Annotated in this window: 18 protein-coding genes; all 18 read right to left on the bottom strand. The window is 39.7% G+C overall.

Annotated elements, in window-relative coordinates; genetic code table 11:
* Positions 1-106: 106 nt before the first annotated feature.
* Positions 107-1,057, bottom strand: a complete 951-nt coding sequence (locus ACFOSV_RS12010) for a hypothetical protein (protein ID WP_377906258.1) — start codon at positions 1,055-1,057, stop codon at positions 107-109.
* Entirely contained in the window at positions 1,057-2,661 is a 1,605-nt protein-coding gene (locus ACFOSV_RS12005; RefSeq protein WP_377906257.1) for an MBOAT family O-acyltransferase, read from the bottom strand. Before ACFOSV_RS12005 ends, ACFOSV_RS12010 begins: the two co-directional genes overlap by 1 nt.
* A gap of 97 nt (positions 2,662-2,758) precedes the next feature.
* The gene (locus ACFOSV_RS12000; RefSeq protein WP_377906256.1) at positions 2,759-3,364 is read right to left on the bottom strand and encodes an acetyltransferase; all 606 of its coding nucleotides are present in this window, start codon (positions 3,362-3,364) and stop codon (positions 2,759-2,761) included.
* A 557-nt stretch (positions 3,365-3,921) separates the two neighbouring features.
* The gene (rffA, locus tag ACFOSV_RS11995; protein WP_377907301.1) at positions 3,922-5,124 is read right to left on the bottom strand and encodes a dTDP-4-amino-4,6-dideoxygalactose transaminase; all 1,203 of its coding nucleotides are present in this window, start codon (positions 5,122-5,124) and stop codon (positions 3,922-3,924) included.
* 181 nt (positions 5,125-5,305) lie between these two features.
* Positions 5,306-5,683 carry a four helix bundle protein gene (locus ACFOSV_RS11990; RefSeq protein ID WP_377906255.1) on the bottom strand — a complete coding sequence of 126 codons (378 nt, stop codon included), beginning with the start codon at positions 5,681-5,683 and terminating at the stop codon, positions 5,306-5,308.
* Positions 5,684-5,952: 269 nt separating this feature from the next.
* Positions 5,953-6,876: a glycosyltransferase family 2 protein gene (locus tag ACFOSV_RS11985; RefSeq protein WP_377906254.1), complete on the bottom strand. Its 924-nt coding sequence runs from the start codon at positions 6,874-6,876 to the stop codon at positions 5,953-5,955.
* A gap of 60 nt (positions 6,877-6,936) precedes the next feature.
* Positions 6,937-7,596: a GNAT family N-acetyltransferase gene (locus ACFOSV_RS11980; protein ID WP_377906253.1), complete on the bottom strand. Its 660-nt coding sequence runs from the start codon at positions 7,594-7,596 to the stop codon at positions 6,937-6,939.
* 196 nt (positions 7,597-7,792) lie between these two features.
* Positions 7,793-8,569: an ABC transporter permease gene (locus tag ACFOSV_RS11975; RefSeq protein WP_377907300.1), complete on the bottom strand. Its 777-nt coding sequence runs from the start codon at positions 8,567-8,569 to the stop codon at positions 7,793-7,795.
* A gap of 219 nt (positions 8,570-8,788) precedes the next feature.
* Entirely contained in the window at positions 8,789-9,628 is an 840-nt protein-coding gene (locus ACFOSV_RS11970) for a glycosyltransferase family 2 protein (protein ID WP_377906252.1), read from the bottom strand.
* 12 nt (positions 9,629-9,640) lie between these two features.
* Complete coding sequence (locus tag ACFOSV_RS11965; RefSeq protein ID WP_377906251.1) at positions 9,641-10,354, bottom strand: hypothetical protein; 714 nt, start codon at positions 10,352-10,354, stop codon at positions 9,641-9,643.
* A gap of 3 nt (positions 10,355-10,357) precedes the next feature.
* Positions 10,358-10,864, bottom strand: a complete 507-nt coding sequence (locus ACFOSV_RS11960; RefSeq protein WP_377906250.1) for an ArsR family transcriptional regulator — start codon at positions 10,862-10,864, stop codon at positions 10,358-10,360.
* A gap of 49 nt (positions 10,865-10,913) precedes the next feature.
* A complete protein-coding gene (locus ACFOSV_RS11955) occupies positions 10,914-11,276 on the bottom strand; it encodes a four helix bundle protein (protein ID WP_377906249.1) in 363 nt (120 codons plus the stop codon).
* A 219-nt stretch (positions 11,277-11,495) separates the two neighbouring features.
* The gene (locus ACFOSV_RS11950) at positions 11,496-13,055 is read right to left on the bottom strand and encodes a hypothetical protein (protein WP_377906248.1); all 1,560 of its coding nucleotides are present in this window, start codon (positions 13,053-13,055) and stop codon (positions 11,496-11,498) included.
* A complete protein-coding gene (locus ACFOSV_RS11945; RefSeq protein WP_377906247.1) occupies positions 13,043-14,587 on the bottom strand; it encodes a hypothetical protein in 1,545 nt (514 codons plus the stop codon). Before ACFOSV_RS11945 ends, ACFOSV_RS11950 begins: the two co-directional genes overlap by 13 nt.
* 235 nt (positions 14,588-14,822) lie before the next feature.
* Complete coding sequence (locus tag ACFOSV_RS11940) at positions 14,823-17,273, bottom strand: leucine-rich repeat domain-containing protein (RefSeq protein WP_377906246.1); 2,451 nt, start codon at positions 17,271-17,273, stop codon at positions 14,823-14,825.
* On the bottom strand, positions 17,260-18,099 hold the full coding sequence (locus ACFOSV_RS11935; RefSeq protein ID WP_377906245.1) for a hypothetical protein: 840 nt from the start codon (positions 18,097-18,099) through the stop codon (positions 17,260-17,262). The genes ACFOSV_RS11940 and ACFOSV_RS11935 overlap by 14 nt, the downstream gene beginning before the upstream one ends.
* On the bottom strand, positions 18,096-18,674 hold the full coding sequence (locus ACFOSV_RS11930) for a hypothetical protein (RefSeq protein ID WP_377906244.1): 579 nt from the start codon (positions 18,672-18,674) through the stop codon (positions 18,096-18,098). Before ACFOSV_RS11930 ends, ACFOSV_RS11935 begins: the two co-directional genes overlap by 4 nt.
* A 25-nt stretch (positions 18,675-18,699) precedes the next feature.
* Positions 18,700-19,170, bottom strand: coding sequence for a nucleoid-structuring protein H-NS (locus ACFOSV_RS11925; protein WP_377906243.1), 471 nt, complete (start codon positions 19,168-19,170; stop codon positions 18,700-18,702).
* Positions 19,171-19,279 lie beyond the last annotated feature (109 nt).

Genomic DNA, 19,279 nt, shown 5'->3' with positions numbered 1-19,279 from the left:
TCAGAATACGGCTTTATGTAAAATTGAATTCCCTTTTTAAAAAAAAAGGCCTTATTCTTAATTTTTTGAAAAGCTTGAGTTCTTCTAATACTTATTAAAAACTTGCTCAATCTAGGTTGCTTTTTTGTATCAGTGAGTAATAGTAAAGCTGGTTGAACTTAGAAACACCTTTTAAATTTAAATGTAGAGAGTTATAAAAATACTGCCTATCTCTTCCTATTTCATCTTCAGAAAAATCGTACAACTTAATATCATAAGTCTCAGCTAAAGTTCTAAACTCTTTTTTTATTTCATCTTCGTTCTCCGCGAACTCATTTAATTCATAATATATTGGAGAAATAACAAATTCAATCTCAATATCTTGAGATTGAATGAAGTCTATTATTTCCAAGAATGATTTCTTTGATTCTTGATCCACTTTATAATAAAGTTGTTCTTTGGCTTTCGCTCTTATAAGCTCAAATTCCCCATCCCAACCTTTATCCTCTCCTATAAACCCTTTAATGAGTGGACGTCCATTCTTGTAGAAACCTAATAGATTGTTTAAGCCCACAAGTTTCATCTTGCGATTGAATGAGAAGCGGGCTACTGGGAAATTATACAGCCAAGGCTCGTCAATATTATTCATTTGTACCAACTCTTTTATCTCTTTTTCAGCCATAAATGGAATTAATTGATCAAAGCCGAAGAATTGTTCTCTATTCTCAAACATATGATAATCCAGAGACCAAATAATCTTCTTAGGGCTATTATTCTTTCGGAGAAAAAGCTGAAGCATTTTAATCTGTTGAGTCAGATTTGTTCCATTAAAACCTAAATTATAACATGAGGTTCCTACAATTTTCTCGAAAAGCTCACAATCAAAATGAACGAGGGCTCTGGAGGAACCAACAATCAAAACATCAGTCTCAACTTTACCGGAGACTACATCATTCCACTTGGTGATTTCTCTATAATTTGAGGTCTTTAGACCTTCAACAATTAAAAAATCCATCAAAAATAAAGCTATAACTAAGAAAGAAAAGGTCAGTACAAATTTCAGCAAAAACTTTTTCATCAAAACTGAAAATAAATAAACTCCTTAGCATCTGTAAAGACCCCCCAAAATACAACCAAAAGGCCTAATGCAATATAAACCGGATATCGATACCATTTCTCTCTAAGGCCTTCCATCCAATTCAATTTAAATCTTCCAACCCATTCAAGAAACAAAAAAACTACTAACGCAAATCTCAAATCATAAATGAACCATCCAAAGTTTGAAGATAAAAAAGGATTAGTAAAAAAGGAATGAAAATACCCCCAAGCATCCCCTATCGTATCTGCCCTAAAAAACACCCAAGCGATACAAACCAAAGCGAAAGTTGATAACATCTGAAAAGCTTCTTTCATGGAAGGTATTAGATGATCACCCTCATGTAAATGAGTTCTATTCTTCCCAATCAAAAAGATCGGAATAAATAAAGCTGCATGAATCCCTCCCCAAGCAATAAAAGTCCAGTTGGCTCCATGCCAGAATCCAGAGACTAGAAATACAATAAAGATATTGCGGATGGCTTTGGCTTTGGAAACTCTACTTCCTCCCAGTGGAATGTAGAGATAATCCCGAAACCAGGTAGAAAGAGAGATATGCCACCTTCTCCAAAACTCCGCAATGTCCCGGCTGAAGTAGGGCGTTCGGAAGTTGGTCATCAGATCGAATCCAAAGAGCTTCGCTATACCGATAGCGATATCAGAGTAGCCTGAGAAGTCTCCATAGATCTGGAATGCGAAGAGGATGGCTCCCATAATAAGTTCTAATCCGGAAGCTGTTTGGTAGTTCTCGAAGATGGGATTGACTATCAAGGCGCAGTTATCTGCAATCACCATTTTCTTAAAGAGACCCCAGAGTATGAGTTTCATCCCATCGGAACCTTGTTGGTATTCGAATTCCCTTTTTTTGAAGAACTGAGGCAATAAATTAGATGCCCGCTCTATGGGTCCAGCCACTAGCTGTGGGAAGAAAGCCACAAACGTAAAGAATGCAACAGGGTCCTTTGTTGGCTTTAAGTTACCTCTATAGACATCTATGGAGTAACTCAATGTTTGGAAAGTATAGAAACTTATGCCTACAGGAAGGATTAAGTTTAGCGTACTGATATGAGGTTGGAATCCCAATAAAGAAATAAAGTCCGCTGCCGAATCGATAAAGAAGTTGAAGTACTTGAAGAAACCTAGCATGCCTAGGTTGAAGGCGAGGCTCAGGGTAAGGTACTTCTTTCTTCCTGTGAACCAAGATTTCAAGTTGGAACCGTTATTCCCATCAAATGAGACCTCTCTCTGCGTTCGAGGTGACTTGGTTTGTTGGTCATTTCGACTGGAGCCTGCGGAAGGAGAAATCTCATTTTCAACTTTGCTATCCTCATTGAGATTTCTCCCTTTGGTCGAAATGACTGCGTTATTGGTCGAGATGACGGACCCCATCCTCATTCCTACCCAATAATCCACTACCGAACTCGCAATAATCAACCCCAAAAATCTCCAATCCCACCAGCCATAAAACACATAGCTAGCAAGTAATAGAAATGCATTCTGAAGCTTCAAGTTCTTCTGAAATACAAACCAGTATAGTAGAAATACTATCGGCAGGAAGATCAGGAATGTGAAGGAATTGAAAAGCAATTTTTGAATTTAAAATTTAAAATGGGGGAATTTAAAATTGTTAACTCGGTGAATTGGTTGATTAGTAAATTGGTTATTTAGTGAGTTAAATTACTGATTACTTGAAACTGCCCACTGACTTAGCTGGCACTCCCACCACCGTCTCTCTATCCTTTACATCTCGGATCACTACAGCACCTGCTCCTATAGTGACCTGATTGCCGATTTTGATCCCGGGTAAGATCTTGGCTCCGGCTCCTATGCTACAGAAGTCTCCGATCTGTACCGCTCCCAGTACTAAGGCTCCTGGATTGATCACCGAAAAGGCCCCGATCTTTACTTCATGGTGGATTTGAGCTCCGGTGTTGACTAGAGAACCTTTTCCTATCTTCACTTCTGGCCCGATAAAGCAGTGATGGAAGACATCCACCTGATCCAGAAATGCATCTGGGCTGATTTCGCTTTGATTTCCGCGAAGTGAAAAATGCTTTTTACCCTGAGCAATAAATGCGGTATAAAGCTCCTCTCTTGACTTTGGAGTACCTATTCCTAGACAGAAATGATCCGATTGAAAACCAGAAAGCTGATGCTTGATGGCATAGCTCTGCTTGAAGAGTTTTTTGTTTTCATCCGCATCATAAATCTCCAGACCCTCGAGTAAATCTCTCGATCTGAGGATATCATATACTTCTAGCGCATGTCCACCGGCTCCAGCGATTATCATTTAGAGGGTTTGAGTATTTAAAATGTAAAATTTAAAGTTGTGGGCTTGCCTGCCTAAGGTAGGTTGTCGGTTATCGGTTGTCAGTTGTGGGCTTGCCTGCTGAAGGCAGGTTGTCGGTTTGATGTTCCGGCTTCAGGGTTCATGGTTCGACTGATCCCTGTTCCCTAATCCCTATTTTACTAATCTTAAAGCTTCGCCCCTTCACTCCCATTTCTGCGAGCTAGCGACTGAGTAATAAATTTACTCGGTTGGCTTTAATGCACAAGGGAAAGGTTGCTTTTTTGTTGTCGGTTATCGGTCATCGGTTGTCGGTTATCGGTTATGGGTTGTGGGTTATCGGTTAATCGGTTGTGGGTGGTGGGTTGATTTGTGCGTCATTGCAAGCGCAGCGAAGCAATCTGTTAGTGCTCTACTACCAAAAGATTGCCACGGCCTCCTTCGTCGTCCTCGCAATGACGTGGAAACGTACAGTTTTCAGTCAGCACAATCCAACCGACAACAGGCGTAGCCGAGACAACTGACAACAGCGAAGCGGACAACAGCCGAAGGCGAGACAACTAACTCTCCGCCAACTCATAGAAGAGCGGCAATCGCAACAGACAATCCGAATATCTATCCGAATTTGGTAAATCACGCTGGTATTGATCCGGAAAATGCCTTTTGGCATATTCTGATTTATGAAGACTTTGGTAATGGAATACTGCCATAATCCCTTTTCCCTTTAATTCAGCAACATATCGCGACCGACTAGCTAAATCTGGGAAGAGGAGATAAAAGAGGTGAGCGTTGGCCTGAAATTTAAAATTTAAAATTGAGAAGTTTAGAATTGAGTCGTCTTCAGAGTTAGAAGGTACTTCATCGATTGAGGGTTCTGTATTTTCAATCTTAAATTTTAAATTCTTTAATAAAGCCAGGTAATTCCTATTCAGAACTTTAGGTTTAGCCTCATCGCTGGTGAAAGCGTTATAGTAATCTTCCCAAATGGTTTTTCTTCTGCTTTGAATCTTTTCTAGATTTTCCAGTTGTGCCCATAAAAATGCAGCTGTGAGTTCTGAGGGCAGAAAGGAACTCCCTAAATCCACCCAGCCATATTTATCTATTTCCCCTCTAAAAAATGCGACTCGATCTGTTCCCTTTTCCCAGAGAATTTCTGCTCGTTTGATTAATTCGGGATCATTTATTCCTAAAAGCCCTCCTTCCCCTGATTGGATGTTTTTGGTTTCGTGAAAACTAAAGCAGGAAAGATGTCCTATACTTCCTAGTGGATTTCCCTTGTAAAAAGAGTCAATAGCCTGCGCCGCATCTTCGATTACCATAAGGCCATATCGCTCGGCAATCTCCATAATCACATCCATTTCACAAGGAAAGCCGCCATAATGCACCACCACAATGGCTTTGGTTTTAGGGTTAATTAAGTCCTCAATTAGACTTTCATCCATATTTGGATGGTCAGAGCGGCTATCCACAAAAACGATTTTGGCTCCTCGTAATACAAAGGCATTGGCAGTGGACACGAAAGTAAAGCTTGGCATAATGACCTCATCCCCAGGCTTAATATTGCAAAGCAATGCAGCCATTTCTAGGGCATCTGTGCATGAGTTGGTCAATAGGCATTTTGGAATACTGTATCGCTTTTCAAAGAATTCCTGACAGCGTATGGTGTAGTGTCCATTACCAGATATATGTCCACGAGCTATCGCATCCTGAATGTATTCAAGCTCTTTTCCAGTTTGGTAGGGTTTGTTAAAGGGAGTTTTCAGGGGTGGGTTGGGGGTTGTCGGTTGTGGGTTGTCGGCATAGCTGTTTTCATGGATTCGCCTGTTGTCTGCATTGCTGTTGTCAGGTTGTCCAGTTCTAATTTTTTGCGCTTAGAAAATTCTAGTCTGTTTGAAAAATTAGCTGGATGAGAATCGAAGTAGTCGAAAAGATCGAATTGACATTTTACTTACCATTTTGAAGCCAGCTCTTTTCAACGTATTGAATAAATCTATGAATCTTTATACCCAGTAGATCATATTCAGCTGATAGTCTTTTGGCCTCTTCAGACAGCTCTGGATACAACGAAGATATCTTAATGAGATGATTCTTACACTCCAAATTGCTAGAATGGGCATAAACGAGAAACTTAACAAAATCATTTTTATACCTCCTACGTCCATAACCTTCAACAATATTAGAATTTACAGAATCAGAAGATCTGCGAAGTTGACTTCCAAGCTCATAGGTTTCATATTTGGGGAGCTTCAAACTAAACCTATGTGTTTCCATAAACAACTTGATTGCAAACGTATATATTTCCAAGTCCTGATAACTTTTCATTCAAGAAGAATTAAGTTTGAGGTAATTTCTTTTACGTACAATCCTTGTTGAATTAAGGACTAAGTGTAATCAACATACCAAATACCTGACAACAGGCGTAGCCGAGACAACCGATAACAGCGAAGCGAGACAACAGTTTGCAGTCACAGTTTTCAGTTAGCAGAATTCCACCGACAACAGCCGCAGCCGAGACAACCGATAACAGCCGAAGGCGAGACAACCCACAACAGCGAAGCGAGACAACCGATAACAGCCGAGACAACTGACACTCACTGCTTCCCTATTCTCTTTTCCACTATATAAATCGGTCTCTCCTTCACTCCTTCGAAGGTTTTTCCAATATATAGTCCCACCATACCGAGGGTGATGAGAAGAAATCCAGTTAGCATCCAAATTGAAATAATCAAAGAGGCGTACCCAGCTACGATGATATCGCCATGGATAAATCTGTAAAGGGTATAAATGGCAAAAATAAACCCGGTTAAGGCAACCAAAAATCCCAATTTGACCGTGAGTCGGATAGGCTTGTCAGAATAAGCCAACATGATATCCAGAGCAAGGTTAAACAACTTCTTTAAGCTGTAGGCACTAGCTCTTTTTCCATTTTCTCCATGAACCACAGGAATGGCAGTTTGTCGAAATCCAACCCACTTCACCATGGTTGGAAAATAACGAATTGACTCCCGCATTCCGATGATTTCGTTGACTACCTTTCGGTGATAAATCCCAAAATTAGCTATACTCTCATCTTGTTCAGACCCTGTAAGCCATGCCAGAGTTCGGTAAAAAACTTTGGAAGAAACCCTTTTAAAAAATCCATCCTTCCTATTCTCTCTTTTTGCCAATACTACATCAAAGCCTTTTTGGGCTTCCGAGTAAAGCTTTGGAATTTCCTCAGGTCTATCCTGAAGATCGCAGTCCATTACAATCACCCACTCTCCTTTCGCTGCATCTAAGCCTGCCGTGATGGCATAATGCTGTCCGAAATTCCTGGACAATTTTATTCCCCTAATTTCTGGGTAAATCTGAGCGAGTTCTTCTATTTTAATCCAAGAATTATCTCTACTCGCATCTTCCACAAGGATAATTTCATAGGATTCTGAAATCTCAGATACCACCTGGCGAATTCGATCAATAAGTTCCTCTAGAACCGTCTCGGCTTGATAAACTGGAGAAATGATAGAGAGATGCAATTTTTTAGTGTCTGGATTTCGGAGGAAAGTTATTAGGAATGAGTAAGTGCTGAGTGGTGATCAGTCCTTGTACCAGTGATAGATGTACACCTTCTCAGCAACATGATAGCCTAAAGATTCATATAGTTTGCAGGCGGGTATGTTAGACTCTTGGGTTGGAATTTGCATTTCCTGAGCGCCTTCCAATTGACAAATATATTCGGCAGCCCGGACAAGCTTTTTCCCCACACCTAAACCCTGGTGACTTTCTGATACGGCTATAAGCCCAATTTTTGCATGCTCTTTTTCCAAGGAATAGGTGATCATCCCCTCCATGTTGATCCCTACTAAGACCTGCTTGCTTTCAATTGCTTTGATGATCCATTGTTTATAAAGTTTCTGAAATTCTCCGTTTTTAAGTCGGGTATCAGTCTTGAATCGAGAGAAGGTACCGCTCAAATATGCCAGTTCTTCTAGTCTCTCCGAGAACTCATCGCTTTTATAGGATTCAATCCCATTTACTTTCTCAATCGATTCTAAAGACTTCTGAAACGTAACTTTCGTATCCACATGCTGAATTGAAGGGCTAGAAATATCTAAAGCTTTGGATGAAAAGATATAAACAAGTTGAAAATCCTTGACTGTCTTCAAAAAGTCCTGTTCGTCCCATTTATCTTCTACCACTATTTTCCCAACAGGGTAATTGAAGATGTTTGAGTCGAAGGGAAGAGCTGTGATCAAGGTTGTCGGTTCTGGGTTATCGGTTGTCTGTTGATTTGTGCGTCATTGCGAGCGTAGCGAAGCAATCTGTTTGTGCTCTACTACCGAAAGACTGCCGCGTCCTCCTTCGTCGTCCTCGCTCCCGATGGCTATCGGGAGACGTGATCCCAACCGACAACAGACAACAGCCCAAGGCGAGACAACAGACAACCGAATATTACGCTACATCCGCAAAAATCCTCTCCATTCGGCGGAAATAGAACATCCCGAAAATAAAGAAAACGATCGCGACGAGGGTTCCAGGCCAGATCCACTCCCAAGGCATAGGTCTAGCTAAAAAAGCGGCACGAAAGCCTTCTATTACCCCTACCATAGGATTTAGGATATAGAATTTTTGATATTCCACAGGTACTGCCGAAGTACTATATACCACTGGAGCGGCGTACAGAAGCAACTGCACCACGAAAGTCAGGGCATGCTTTACGTCGCGGTATTTCACAGCCAAAGCTGAAAGGAACATCCCGATCCCGAGACTACACATTAATAGCTGAAGGATTAACATGGGCAGAAATAAAACTCCCCAACCAGGTACCTGACCAATATATATCAGCATAACTACCAACACAATAAAGGCAATGGTAAAATCAAGAAGCTTTGAAAGAATCGCTGAAAGCGGCAGAACCATCCTAGGGAAGTACACTTTGGTGATCATATTCGCATTTTGGATCAAGGAATTAGCAGATTCTGTGAGGGTTCCAGAAAAATAATTCCAAGGCCACAAAGCGAGGTAGGAAAATAAAATGTAGGGCATCCCATCCGAATCCACCTGAGCTAGATTTCCAAAAACCACCGTAAAAACCAGGGTAGTAAAGAGCGGAACAATAATGGCCCATGCCACGCCGAGGACTGACTGCGCATATCGGGCTTTGATCCCTCGCAGCGTCAAGAAATAAAGGAGATCTTTATATCTCCACAATTCTTTAAAATCGACCATCTTCCAGCCTGAGCTGGGTTCGATGACCTTGTAGTGACTACTTTCTGAGTTATTCAATGTTTAGGTTTATGAGGGAATTGATCTTGATACTCTTCGTAGAGCTCAAAGAAATTTTTATAATTATGTTCTTTTTTCCAAAATAAGCCCAGAATGCAATCGGCTTTAAAGTCTATAAATTTCTAATGTCCTGCGCCAAAAAAAATAAATTGGATTTAGAAATTATGCAGGTTTAAGACGTTTAAAAAGTTTATAAAAAGAATAATACATGGGATTCCAGACCACTTCGAACGAAGGACTATGGTATTTCAGATTTTCACCTGTACAAATATTGTAATAGTGTTTCCTTTTCAAGTTGTATTCACCCACTTCCAATAAATAATTTCTAACCATATCTCTGAATATAAAATAGTTATCTCTTTTTTCATCGAAATTTGATTCAGAATTAGTAATAGATTCTGGCTGTGGATAAATATGTGAAAGGCAAGCCTCGGTCATCTTAAAGATTGGATTAAGCTTAAGCATCTCAAACATTAGATGATACTCTTGTACATTTTTGAGTGATTCATTCCATCCTCCTGCCTGAATAGCAATTTTTCTATTGAATAAATTTGAAACTGTGTTACCCAAGCGCGTAGCGATAAGACCTGACCAAAAATCCTCCATAGGGATGAATAAAGACTCGCTCTCATCATCAAGCATCAAAAACGGAGAGACAATAAGAGACTCATTATTCTCTATCAATTTGACTTGATCAGCTATTTTTCCTGAAAGAAGCTCATCATCTGCATCCATAAACTGAAGCCAATCATTCTTAGCAAGACTTAATCCAAGGTTTCTAGATGCAGGGGCACCTCTATTTTCGTGATTGGGATGTGTGTGTAACTTTATTGTTGGAAACTCGGCTTCCAACTTTTGACAAAGAGCAAAACTACCATCCTCACTACCATCCTCAATCAAAAATATCTCATCAATCTCTGGCTGAATTAAAAGGGAATTTACGGCTCTCTCTAGAGTTTTTTCTGCATTGTACACAGGGAGTATGGCACTAACTTTAATCAAACCGAACTTGTTTTAGGGCTTGAAAAATATAGATGTTTCACTGAATTGCCAATCGTAAACCGCAACACCAGCGTACACCTCTCTTTTCCAACCCTTCAATAATTTATTAATTACTGGCTTATATGATTTACGATCTGAATTATCAAACAAAAGAATCCCACCCTTCTTCAACTTATCGATAGAATTAACAAGACACTGCGGTCTTGCCCTGCCATCAATAATCAATAGGTCAATGGAGTCTTTTTCTAAATGATCTGCAGCATGAGCATAAGCCTTGAAAGATTTGCCCTCAGAAAAAAGGCCATTGACACTGCTATAGGTCGGATCGAAATCATCTCCGGTTTCAGGCTGGATTAGATTTAATTTCACATTTGGAAAATGCTCGAATTGCGAGGCAATTTCTCCAAACCATTTTTCGTCATGCTCGATACTATAAATGCTTTGCACTTTATCCTTAAAATAAAGTGTGCTTCCACCACTCCCAAATTCCAAAATGTTCATTTCGGGAAATACCAAGTTTTCAAGTCGCTTGAATGCAAAATGAGCAATCCAAGGTGCATTCATTTGGTAGGGGGCTACCGTTCTTTTGGTGTATCGACTGTAAGCCGAATAGGCACCCAAAGCTTGCACAGCTCCCCTAAAATTCCCGTCTAAAATAAACTTAAAGGTTTGCTGAGTGAATCTTGCTACAATTTTGTGTTCAGGTTTAATGTATTCCTCTTTCATTCACTATTTTCCATAAACAAGGATGCCTTTTTGCTGATTATCCCACTCAAGCATCACTTTTACTTCTACTTTCCTATTAATTTTTTCGTAAGTCTTTTGAATCAAAAAGTCCAAATACTCTAAGTCAATATCTTTACCGATGAGGGTCATTTGAATAGTGCCAGAGTCAATTCCATTGGCATAATCTCCGGTAATTATAGCTTTTTCCACATTCCCCATTCGCTTGACTACCTTTTCAAGAAGATCATCCAAGCCCAGAAATTTAGAAACCATTCCCTTAATTTCCTCAAAAAACGGGTGACTTTGATTGGCTTTGTAAACTTTGGTTTTCCCCTCATCCTCTGCCACTAGCAATCCCGCTTCTGTCAGTCGATTTAATTCTACCCTCACCGAATTCGTAGATTCATCAAAATCTTTTGCCAGCGAACGCAAGTATCCTGAATTGGCATGCGAAAAAAACTTCAACAACAGTTTAATACGGGTTTTGGATGTAACTAGGGAGTCGAGCAAGGGTTAATTTAAAGTTTAAAGTGGAGAGTTTAAAGTTGACGGATCGGTCCTATTTTTTAGGATTGAGGTTTTGTCTAGATTTAATAATGATTGAATTGAGGATTAGAATAATTTCTCCTATTTCCTGCTTTAAGAATTTCATTTCCTGAAAATCAAGCAAAAGTCCTTCCCTGTCCAATAGGTTAAGCCAATATTGAGTCTCCTTTGCTTCTTTGTTTGCAATAGTCAACTTTGCAATAAAATCAAGTTTCGAATGAGCAACCTGAGCTTCTGACACATTGGTGCCAATTGAAGTTCCCGCACCAACTAGCTGATCTGCAAGACGGTAATGCTTGTTTTCTCTTAAAAACAGATAAGCGGCAATAATTTTTTCCGCAAAGTGCATAGTTCTTTTTTGAATGGGATTCTCCACTAAATCTATGGTATAGGACTCACAAAGAATTTTATCGCACCTAGCCTAAATGGCCACTTTACACTATAAACTAGTCACTTTACACTTTAAAAAAGCTTCGCCCTTTCACTCCCAACCAAGAAACTAGCAATGAGTAAAAAAATTACTCGGTAACAAATATAAAATTCCTTTCAAATAAATCAATATGAACTGTTTAGGTACTGAAAGAGATTGACTTTCTTATTTTTTACTATAGTGGAAAAAGTTAAAAAACTCACCTGACTTGCTTTCGAGCAACTCTAAATCCCCATCGAGGTATTCAATATACTCGGGAAAAAGGGCTTTTTCGGGGGATTTGACTTGCAAAAGGTAAAACTCATTTAAACTTGACATACTCGAAAAGCCATGATTCTTAAAAGCAGAATCCTGAAATGGGCTTTGACTTAACCAACCATAACTTAGTGCCGGCACCGGAAAAGTCGTCGAAAACCTTTCTAAATAATTGTATTCAAAAAAGCCCTCTGTGAATATCGGGCTCTCATTGGTCATATAGGAAAGTAATTCCTTAAACTCTGCATTCATCTGCTTTCTACCTTCCGACTCACGGTAGGCATTGAGCAGATGCAATAAAAATAGGGACACCAACGCAAGAGGAAGCCATTTTAATGAGACCTTTCTTCTGACCAATCCCTCGCTTAAAATTAGTGGAAACCATAAAACCAAGGCAAAAAGAACAAGGACCCTACCCTGTAATAGAAAAAAATAATTCATTAGTAAAAAAAATAGCAACCAGGTCAGCAAAAAGCCCCAAAGCCTAGGTTTTCCTCCTTTGATATAAAAAAGCAAAAGCAACAAAATAAGTGCAATTGAAGATTTAAAAAGCTCTGTGGTCGCTATAGTTTTAAGTCTAAAAAAGGATTTAAGCACATATTCACGACTAAAAAGGAGTTCATTTAGCTCGGATTTTTTCAATCTTAATTCCTCCACACTTATCTCTAGATCATCGATCATCCATCGAGCAAAGTAAAACCACTCTCTTTCTACTATTTTACCCTCTCGGTACAAATGATAGAAAACAGGGTGATCTATCACCCCGGATCTGGCCTCATTAAAGACCAGATACTCCTGATATCGAGACTGATTTTCATAAAGCCTTTTACTTCCATACACCAAAAGAAAAAGGAAAATAATTGAAGTCAGTGTTTTCCAGTTTTTGAATAAAAACTGGATTCTCCTTTCCCAAATAGAATAAAGACCGAAGGCCAATCCTACCAAAGCAAATGACTCCAACCGGACGAGAAGCGCGAAAAACATGAGGAAAAAGGCCAAAATCAAATCAAAGTTTGATTTGACTCTCTCATTATCTTTAAATAATAGTAAAAATCCTGCTATTCCAGCCCACCCAGCTACTAAGGTGAACTGAGGAAAAAGGCAAAAATGAAGGGTAATTATTAATGCGAAAGTAACTAAGGAAGTTTTTAAAAAATTGGTGGCTATTCTGTCCGAGATAACTTTGACCATTCCCAAGTATGCCCCGAACAGAATCAGGTACCAGACAAATCCATACCAATTTAGTATCTCAGTCAACTCATAAAGGAACGAAAACAACAAACTAAGGCTGGGATGGATAAATACTGCGTATTTTTCAGGAGTCCCCGTGTAAGCTCCTGATACCAGCCACATCATAATCACGTCATCATTAGTCTGGAAGCGCCAAGGTGTAAACCAAACCCCAAGCATACAAAGAAGCCCTATAGTACCCCAAACCGCTAGAAAATTTGACTTGTCTACTTTTTCCATAGTACTCGCAATCTTTCTCCATTGGGTTGGGAAAGCTCTTGTTTTAAAACCCAATTGGTCGAATCAAATGGAAAGGCACCTAGATCATTCTCCAGTATTACGCTCAATTCGTTTCCCTCTTTTAGATAATGTCTTGCTTGATCTGCTGTCCAATAACCAGGGATAAAAGGGGATCTGTAGTCCAAAAGATACAGGATTCCTGGATTTCTGTAAAAGGCCGCAATCTCACCTTCTCCAATGTCATCCAGTTCATCACGAAGAGTGGACAACATATTTACTTGTACTGAATTGAGTTTAATTTTTTTCCCTGTCTTATATTCCCATTCCTCTGTGGCAAGCTCCAAAGAAGTCCCTTCAAAAGGCATAATCCAAATTCCAAAACCGATTAAGACAAAAATACTCATGGTGGTAGCTAGGTGGAATTGCGAGAAGGAAGAAACAGAAGTTTCCTTGTTCAGAAGTTGAATAGCCAAAACCCAAAATACCGCATAATGAATTCCTAATCGAAGCCAATATACGTTACTGCCAAAATGCATAGCGAAAGGCAACAGAAGAAGTAGGATAAAGAAGAATTGTTTCTTCCTATCTAAGCAATAAATATTTCCCTGTGCGACCTTCCATCCCAATAATGCACACAAGATCAATAGGAAAGCATGATTCCATTCTGATGTAATCCAAGTAAAATAAAAAACCAAGGGTATCGAGGCTACAGCCATCAGCAGACTCGGGATTCGGAGTTGTGATTTTTTTCTTGAAATCAGACCTGCTAAAAAAAATAACAAACCAGGAATCAAGCTCCAGAAAATTCCGACACCAGTGTACTTCAGAAGTAAAGGAAAGCTATAGTCTACTCTCAAAAAAACAAAACTATCTGTAGCCAAAATTCTCAAAATTGCATTGGTTTCAAAAATGAAAAAGCAAAAGGTTTCAATTAGTAAAAACGGTATCAAGATTAGACTTAAAGTCCTGATATTCAACATTTTTTTATCCCAAAAATAAATTAAGGAGACAATGGTAACAAGAATACAAAAGGTAGCTTTAGAGTAAAACAAGAATAAAAGCACAATACCTAGCGACAGAAAGTCCCAAGATCTTGGTTTAGGTTTTGAGAGGATTGCCAACCAAAAACAAGCTCCTACCACACTAATGGAATTATAAGATAGAGACGGTGGTAGAAAACTATACCCCGCCATGAGACCCGCTAATACCAAAATAAAAACTGGCCGAAAAATCTTACCGGACAGATACAAGTTTTGCCAGAATCTTGTCAATGCCCATGCTCCTAAAAAATAACTCAAAAATCGGATAATTCGTAAGCCGATGATCCCAAATTCGAAGCCTGTAAATCGATGAATTAGTTTAAAAAATAGATCGTAATTAAAAATTCCACCCACATTTTGCTGCTTTGGATCAGCCAAAAGGACATAAAGTCCTTCATCAGTAAAATCAAATCCACGCGGAATTGCCAAAATCACCAGCAAGATGCTGGCAAGGACAAATAATAAGGTGAGGATTTGATAGGCTCTAGTCATTTACAAAAGCAGAAACCGATGAAGAGGATTGGCATAATTCAATTCTCGATTAGTATATTCATATTTTAGGGATAAGTTATTTCCTTTAAAACAAAAAAATACCCTGTACTGGGTATTTTTTTACTGTTTGTAGTATCTACTTTTATGTCAGGGTGATTAAGCAATTTTTCTCATGACTTTTACTAAAACATCTTAAAGGGACTTTTTTCAACACTTTTTCTTCCCTTTTTCATCTTCAATAATACCTGACTTCACAGTCAGGTATTTTTGCTTTAAATGAATCCACCGCTCTGGATGTTAGCCGCGTATTGAAACAGCTCAATTTTTCGAGATTCTTGAGATCTTCAAGTGGCCTAAGTGATCGTAGGTTGGTACTGGCCACATCAAGTTCCCGAAGTGAAACTAGTCCTTCAAGTCCCTTTAGGTTTTTCAGGTTTGTACCCGAAAGATTCAAATATGTAAGTTGAGTGAGATTGGCCAAAGCCTCTAAGTCTTCTATTCCTGTATTGGAGATATCAAGTCTCTCCAAAGTGAAAAATGAGCTAATAGGCATAAAATCAATCACCGGCATTTGAGATAAAGTCAGGCTCTTCAAATACTTCATCTCGCTCAGAGGAGAAATTTCTGCCAGCGGAGCATCAAACATTTCAAAGGACCTAAGATTGATAAACTTCTGAATTGGGCTCAGGTCAGAGATACTAGATCTTTCTATCCTTAAGGAGGACACCCCAGTCATTTGATGAAGTGCAAATGCATCGGGCGATTCATCCAGCTCGAATGTTTTGCGAAGCACACTTTTCCAATCCCCAGCAAGTGACTCCCACCAGGTACTCAGTTCTTCACTGCGGTAAATAATCACAAGATTGGGCCTCTGAATCAATATCTCAGGAACTTCCTCTTCGAAAAATGCCCCATCATTGAGCTCAATCACTTTTAGATTGGGCAGATCCAGGATGGGAAGAATACTTTTAACCGGGCTGCCACCTAGCGAAATCTCGGTTAGATTTTCATTTTTGGCTATAGCCTCAATAGTTTCTACCTGAGTATTTTTACCCACTAGCATTTCCAAGGTCATGACCTCGGAAATAGGCAGTAATTCTGAAATTTCATTATCCGAAAAATCCAGAGTCCTAAGCTTCACGAAGCGTGTAATTGGATTTAAGGTGCTAATACCCTTACCACTCAGATCAAGCTCTTCTATCCCAGTGGTTTGAGTTAAAATCTCGATTGATGGGGAGTCTGATTGAATGGCAGGATTGGCGTCCTTCAATGCTTGCTTCCAAGGCTCTGATAACCTTTCCCACCAGGTATTCAAATCTTTGACATGATGAATGAGTAATACCCCAGGATTGGCGCGAATGAAGTTATCGGCAGACGGCACACTCAGTTTGGTTTCATCAGCCAAAATCTTTGCAAGATTTGGCTTATTGTTCAGGGATGATAAGTCGGCTACATCAGTAGCCGTCAAATCGAGTACTTCAAGCTGATTCATATCCTTCAGCACAGTCACATCCTGTACATTGGTCTCGGCTAAATCCAAGGATTTTAAATTGGTAAGTTTTTGAAGCTCAGAAGCATTGATAAAATAATTTCTACTCAAGTCCAGAGCTTCCAATAAGCTAAGCTCATTGATGTTTTCGGCATTGTTAAAGCCACTTTCACTCAGGTTCAAGGACTTGAGGTTTTTGAATTGATTCAAGACCGCGAAGCTCATAATCGGTGCTTTGCTCGCGTTAAGTTCCTCTAGTTTGGTGAGACTGGTCAACTCGCTGATATCTGAAACTTGAGTGTTAGAGATATTTAAACTTTTGATTCTATCTGAGTACTTGATGAACTTAATATCCTGTGCAGGGGTATTTGACAGATCCAAAGTCTCTAGGAAGGTGACATTAGAGATGGGGCCGAGCTCGGTGATCTGTGTATCGCTAAGATCCACATATTTCAACTCACGCATAGCTTGGATCGGAGCCAAATCCAATAAGGAGTCAGTTCCCGAGATATCCAAAGAATCCACACTGACAAAGCGATAAATCAAATCCAGATTGACTGAATCATATTCACTCACACCAAACCTTCCCCTAAAATATCCTTGCCAATGCTCATCGAGAAGCTCCCACCATTCTTGGAGCTCTTCGTTCCTGCTCAGCTTGGTAGTATAAATACTGACTATTTTAAGCTCCTGAGATTTCTCCTCCAGATTGATCTCCACAAAGCGTTCTTTGGTATTGGTGACCTTTTCGCCCGAGTTTTGAGTGGCTGTAAGGGTTCGGTCCATGGATACCAAGAAAAACACATCCCCATTCTCCTTTTGTGCCGGCTTTACTTCCCGAACTTTAAATTTGAAGTTTACATCTTCAAAGAAGAATTCAATATCCTTCATGTATGCCGTCACGTCCTTATTGGTCACGACTTGTCGATCGAGAATCAAATCGTCTTCCACTTGGACTTGACCATCTCTAAAAATTTTAAGGAAACTCTCCCGAATCACGACATCCTTGTCCCGAGCGGGCGTTTCAGCTGATCCTACTGTATTTAAGAGGTATTCAAGAAATCGAACCTGATCTTCTACTTTTTCAGTAAAATCAGAAATTTCATCCTTGGTGTACCCTTTGATCGTCTGAGCGGTCAAAGAAAGCATCCCAAAGAAATATAGGGCAATAAATAGAAAGCCTTTACTTTTGATCATAGATGTAATCTAAAACGGTCTTTTTATCACTAGGATTGACTTTGACTAGGTTAGAGATAAGCCATCCCGTATTAAATCCAGGACGATTAAACTGATTGACCTCGAAATACCAGCCCTCAATCTGGAAAAAATGGAATTTCACATCTGAGACGGTATCAAAGCGCAAGTTGCCCAATTTCATCTCATAGAGAAATAAGGTAAGATAGTCTGGCTCAAAACTAGTCTCAGTATAGGCTTCAGGATAATCTGAATCTTGAAAAGCCCTTCTCAAGTTCATAAAGCCCAACTCATGGCTTAGCGGATGCAAAAACTGCTTCTGTTCACCTTGAGGTTTATTAAATATTTTTTTGAAAGGATCGAAACTCACCGCTTCAATCACCCACTCAAAGCCAAGCCGCTCTGGTTGAAGTTTCAGAATCAGCGTGGCAACTTCCCTCCTTCCCTTATAAATAAATTCGGTTTTGACCTCGGCTAGCCAACCTTCTCTGTGGAAATTGATGTATTGAGGATATACACTAGACAAAACATAATTGATGAATTCTGTTTTGGTTTGTTGGCTTATGGATGAGGTTTGGTTATCAAAGAGAATTTGAATAAACCCCTGACGCAGTGGAATGTTGTGATAAAGAGAATCCCCGGGATAGTATCTTTTGCTACCGTCAGGAGATTCTTCGGCATTAAATCTTCGGAAAAATTGGTTCAGTTGTTTGGTGGAAGCTGCGAACCTCCCATCATCCTGAACGGTCCCGGGACCTTTGTAAGTCTGTCCCGGAACCATTGAGATGCATGCAAAAAAGAATGCAAGTACCGCAAGTGTTATTCTCATGCTGAGGTTTCAGTCACTCGCACATCACCTAGCATCACGTCCCAAAAATCAATGGTACGTCCTGCGATCTGTGTTTGCTTCTTTTCCACATAGATAGTGATATCCTTCTTGGTGGTATCCTTGTAGTTCATACCCGTCTCTATAGAGGTACCTTCAAATCTCTGATAAATGGTGATCACACCTACATATCTTCCGTCAGGCTGACGCTCTAGATCTGAAATATACTGGATATCATACCACGTGATATTTACCCGATCGTAATTCAAGGCCATCAATCTTTCGAAATACCCTCTCACTTTGTAGTAAGCGATATCATTAGAATTGATTGATGAAACTCCCATTTCAGCTCCAGGAGCGAATAGTTCTTCAGCACGGTCCATTACTCGGTTTGCCTCAGAAAACTGAGTTTCTTTGCTTCCGATGATGGAGATGTATTTACTTAGGTCCTTTACTTTCTCTAAGGCCAAGGAATCAATTGCTTGTTTTCTTGCAGGGCTAATCGTCTCTGATTGAGCATAGGCACCAGCCATAGCTAGGAAAAACACACCTAGGAAAAGAATTAATTTATTTTTCATTTTGATATATTTTACGAATGAGAGATTATTTTCTTCTGAGCTCAAGTTCAGATACTTTTCCATTGGCATCCAGACGGATATCACTGATGTAGTTCAAATTCTTCTTAGTATCCTTTAGGTACTCCAGATACTTTCGAATCGTCGTTGGCTCATCGTAGTCTTTGATTCCATTTTCTTCGTGAATCACGATGAGTACTGGAGATTCTTGGTTTGAAAACATTCTCAAAGTTTCCTCAATAGACTGATTCGCAATGGATGCATTACCCGCAGCGGCGATTTGGTTAAAAGAGCCTTCTAGCTTTTGGGCAGCTACTTCTTCTGGAGCCGGTGCTGGTGGTGCTGGAGGAGGAGTTTCTTTGACCTGTTCTACTGGTGGAGGAGGAGGTGCAGTCTCGGCTACTTTTTTCTTGCCTTTACATGCGCCCATGGCGAATGTGATTAGTACGGCCAATATCAAAGCCCTGTTAGCCGAAAAAGCAATTAGATTTTTTTTCATTTTTAGAATTGGGTTTGTTTAAAATTTTAATGGAGTCTTATCCTTTTTGGTGTTGTAATAACCCTACAAAGTAAATAAAAAACCAAGGCATATTTGTCAAAAGGCGAGC

It is taken from the genome of Algoriphagus namhaensis, assembly GCF_042649705.1.
Classification (GTDB): domain Bacteria; phylum Bacteroidota; class Bacteroidia; order Cytophagales; family Cyclobacteriaceae; genus Algoriphagus; species Algoriphagus namhaensis.
Note: the sequence above shows the minus strand (reverse complement) of the source record. Positions and strands in the feature narration are given on the sequence as shown.

Bases quoted from the DNA above. Each gene is read 5' to 3' on its own strand.
- ACFOSV_RS12010 (WP_377906258.1), bottom strand. From the start codon at position 1,057: ATGAAAAAGTTTTTGCTGAAATTTGTACTGACCTTTTCTTTCTTAGTT.
- ACFOSV_RS12000 (WP_377906256.1), bottom strand. From the start codon at position 3,364: ATGATAATCGCTGGAGCCGGTGGACATGCGCTAGAAGTATATGATATC.
- ACFOSV_RS11990 (WP_377906255.1), bottom strand. From the start codon at position 5,683: ATGAAAAGTTATCAGGACTTGGAAATATATACGTTTGCAATCAAGTTG.
- ACFOSV_RS11975 (WP_377907300.1), bottom strand. From the start codon at position 8,569: ATGGTCGATTTTAAAGAATTGTGGAGATATAAAGATCTCCTTTATTTC.
- ACFOSV_RS11965 (WP_377906251.1), bottom strand. From the start codon at position 10,354: ATGAAAGAGGAATACATTAAACCTGAACACAAAATTGTAGCAAGATTC.
- ACFOSV_RS11950 (WP_377906248.1), bottom strand. From the start codon at position 13,055: ATGGAAAAAGTAGACAAGTCAAATTTTCTAGCGGTTTGGGGTACTATA.
- ACFOSV_RS11945 (WP_377906247.1), bottom strand. From the start codon at position 14,587: ATGACTAGAGCCTATCAAATCCTCACCTTATTATTTGTCCTTGCCAGC.
- ACFOSV_RS11940 (WP_377906246.1), bottom strand. From the start codon at position 17,273: ATGATCAAAAGTAAAGGCTTTCTATTTATTGCCCTATATTTCTTTGGG.
- ACFOSV_RS11935 (WP_377906245.1), bottom strand. From the start codon at position 18,099: ATGAGAATAACACTTGCGGTACTTGCATTCTTTTTTGCATGCATCTCA.
- ACFOSV_RS11930 (WP_377906244.1), bottom strand. From the start codon at position 18,674: ATGAAAAATAAATTAATTCTTTTCCTAGGTGTGTTTTTCCTAGCTATG.
- ACFOSV_RS11925 (WP_377906243.1), bottom strand. From the start codon at position 19,170: ATGAAAAAAAATCTAATTGCTTTTTCGGCTAACAGGGCTTTGATATTG.